The following is a 3,090-nucleotide window of genomic DNA, read 5'->3' as shown; positions in this document are numbered from 1 at the left end:
GTGCACCGCGGGCGCCTCCCGGGCGCGCGCGCTCGCGCCGGGCTGCGCGGTCGCCGCCCTGCTCGGCGACCTGCCGGGGCTCGACCCCGCCGACCTCGACGCGGCCCTGCTGCTCGCCGCCGCGCACCGGCGTGCGCACGTCCCCGACGCCGCGGGCACCGGCACGACGCTGCTCACGGCCTCCCCGGGGTCCGACCTGCGGCCCGTGTTCGGCACGGGCTCCTCCGACCGGCACGTCGCCGCCGGGCACGTGCGGCTCGACGTCCCGGCGGACTCGACGCTCCGGCACGACGTCGACGACCCGGCGGACCTCGACACGCTCGTCGACGCCGGGACTGCCCGGGACACGGCCGCGCAGGCCAGGATGGGGCCATGACGCTCTGGCTGACCGGCGACGACGCCGCGGACCGACTGCTCTCCGACGACCCGTTCGCACTGCTCGTCGGGATGCTGCTCGACCAGCAGGTGACGATGGAGAGCGCGTTCGCGGGACCGTCGAAGATCGCGGAGCGGATGGGCGGCCTGGACGTGCACGAGGTCGCCGACGCCGACCCCGAGGCGTTCGCGGCGCTGTGCGCGACGCCGCCCGCGGTGCACCGCTACCCCGGGTCGATGGCCGGCCGCATCCAGGCGGTGGCCCGCGCGGTCGTCGAGGAGTACCACGGCGACGTGGCCCGCATCTGGACGACGGGCGACCCCGACGGTGCGACGGTGCTGAAGCGCCTCAAGGCGCTGCCCGGGTTCGGCGACCAGAAGGCGCGCATCTTCCTGGCGCTGCTCGGCAAGCAGTACGGCGTCACCCCGGACGGCTGGCGCGAGGCCGCGGGTGCGTACGGGGAGGTCGACGCGCGCCGGTCGATCGCCGACGTGACGGACCCGACGTCGCTCGCCGAGGTCCGGGCGACGAAGCAGGCAGCCAAGGCAGCCGCGAAGGCGGCGAAGGGCTGAAGCCGCGAAGAGCTGAGCCCGCCAAGGGGTGAGCCCTCGAAGCGCGGAGCCCGCGACGACCGGTCCCGGCACACCGCGCACCGGGGCCGGTCGTGCGCAGACCTAGCGCCAGGTGTCCGTGCGCGTCAGGGTCCCCGACGCGGGCACGGTCACGGTGCGGTTCGCCCCGCTCTCCCAGACGACCGCCCCGGCGGCGTCCTTCTTCACGTACTTGTACTGCACGCTCGACCCGGCGGGCAGTGCGACCACCGCTCGCCACACGGGGTACGCGGCGGACGACAGCGGCACGGCCTTGGCCGGGTCCCACGCGCCGAGGACCGCGGCGTCGCCGACGACGAACACGTTCTGCCCCCAGGCCGTCGTCGCGTCGACACCGAACGACACCGCCGCCGCCGCGGGCACGGTCGGGGTCGGCGTGGGCGTCGGGGTCGGCGTGGGCGTGGTGCCGCACGGGCTGCCGGCGGTGACGACTCCCCCGGCGACGCGCACGGCGGGGCCGCTCAGCGTGTAGTCCTGCCCGCCGTTGTTGTCCCAGGTCCCGGTGCCGTTCGTGAACGCGGCGGTCAGCGCGGCCCCACCGGACGCGATCTCGCGCGCGACCCACCCGGAGCAGGCGGGGGCCATCTCGACGCCGGGCACGGTCGTCCACGGCCCGCTGCCGACGCGGTGGTGGATGCGGTAGGCCGACCACCCGGGCGTCGTCGCGTAGTAGACGGTCGTCGTGGCGGACGGCTGGCCCGCGGGCCGACCGACGTGGATCGCGACGGCGCCGTAGGCGGGCACGGTCGCGGTGAACGTCCCGGTCGAGGAGACGGTGACGGTCGAGGTGCAGGTCGTCGACGCGACGACGTCGCAGTACGTCCCGGCGGGCAGGCCGGTCTGGAAGGTGCGGCTGACGGCGGTCGCGCGGTTGTTGAGCGCGACGTAGCCGCGGTCGCCGCGGCCGAACCCGACGAGCTGCGACCCGTCGTCGGTCCAGTGCACGAGGGGTGCGTCGCCGACGGCGTTGCGGAAGCCGACCATGCCGACGACCTCGGGCCAGCGCTGCGTGCAGACCCACTGGCTGCTCGCGCACGACGCGTCGGGCACGCTCGTCGCGGTCGCGCCGGGCGCACCGGCCTCCTTGTCGCTCCACGTGTAGCCGCTGTAGACCGACGGCGAGCCGTACGGGTGGGCGAGCAGGGCGACGTTCGCGAGCCGGTACTTCGCGCCCCACTGGTAGCTCATCGTCTCGCCGTTGCGCTCGGTGTCGTGGTTGTCGACGAAGGTCCCGGCGGACGACGACGGGAGCAGCCCGTCGGTGAGCGTGCGCAGCTGCGTGAGGTTCCCGTCGAACGCGGCCTTGAGGCGCCGGCCGAAGAAGAACTCGTGCGAGTCGCCGCTGCCGAGGTACTCCGACGGCTGGACGGGCTCGCCGCTCGCGCCGATGACCTCGTGCACCCAGAACACGTCGGGGCGGGTCAGGCGCGACTTGATCGCGGCGAGGTCGGCGGCGGGGATGTGCTTGGCGGCGTCGATGCGGAACCCGGCGACGCCGAGCGCGAGCAGGTCGTTGAGGTAGGCGGCGAGGCGGTCGCGGACGTACGACGAGCCGGTGCGCAGGTCCTGCAGCGACACGAGCCGGCAGTTCTGCACCTGGTACCGGTCGCCGTAGCTGCTGATGTTCGTCCGGCAGTCGTTGAAGTCGGCGGCGCCGTAGATCCCGAGGAACGAGTCGACCCCGAAGGACGACCCCGCGACGCCGGTCCCGCTGCCCCGGTCGGCGCCAGTCGTGTGGTTGAGCACGGCGTCGGCGATGACGCCGACCCCCGCGGAACGGCAGGTGGCGACCATCGCCTGGAACTGCGCGCGGGTGCCGAGCTTGGACTCGATGCGGTAGCCGACGGGCTGGTACGAGGTCCACCACTGGGTGCCGGTGACGTGCTCCTGCGGCGGCGAGACCTGCACGTACCCGAACCCAGCGGGGCCGATCGTCGAGGTGCACTCGCGCGCGACGGAGTCCCAGGTCCACTGGAAGAGGTTGAGGATGACGTTGCCGCGCCCGTTCGCGGACGGGACGACGGGCTGCGGCACGGGCGTGGTGGCGCCGGTGGGCGCCGCGACGACGACGGCGGTCATGGCGGCGACGAGCAGGGCGGCGAG

2 protein-coding genes and 1 pseudogene are annotated in these 3,090 nt (G+C 74.5%); 2 read left to right on the top strand and 1 reads right to left on the bottom strand.

Annotated elements, in window-relative coordinates:
- A pseudogene (locus CBZ_RS18505) lies at window positions 1-376 on the top strand (2-phospho-L-lactate guanylyltransferase); the annotation flags it as partial.
- Window positions 373-948 carry an HhH-GPD-type base excision DNA repair protein gene (locus tag CBZ_RS18500; protein WP_130782934.1) on the top strand — a complete coding sequence of 192 codons (576 nt, stop codon included), beginning with the start codon at window positions 373-375 and terminating at the stop codon, window positions 946-948. The pseudogene CBZ_RS18505 and the gene CBZ_RS18500, both read left to right, overlap by 4 nt.
- A 102-nt stretch (window positions 949-1,050) precedes the next feature.
- Here the strand turns inward: CBZ_RS18500 and CBZ_RS18495 are convergent.
- Window positions 1,051-3,090, bottom strand: a 2,040-nt coding sequence (locus tag CBZ_RS18495; RefSeq protein ID WP_130782933.1) for a carbohydrate-binding module family 20 domain-containing protein, incomplete at its 5' end; no start/stop codon positions are given.

Origin of the sequence: Cellulomonas biazotea (assembly GCF_004306155.1) — a bacterium.
Lineage (GTDB): Bacteria > Actinomycetota > Actinomycetes > Actinomycetales > Cellulomonadaceae > Cellulomonas > Cellulomonas biazotea.
Note: the sequence above shows the minus strand (reverse complement) of the source record. Positions and strands in the feature narration are given on the sequence as shown.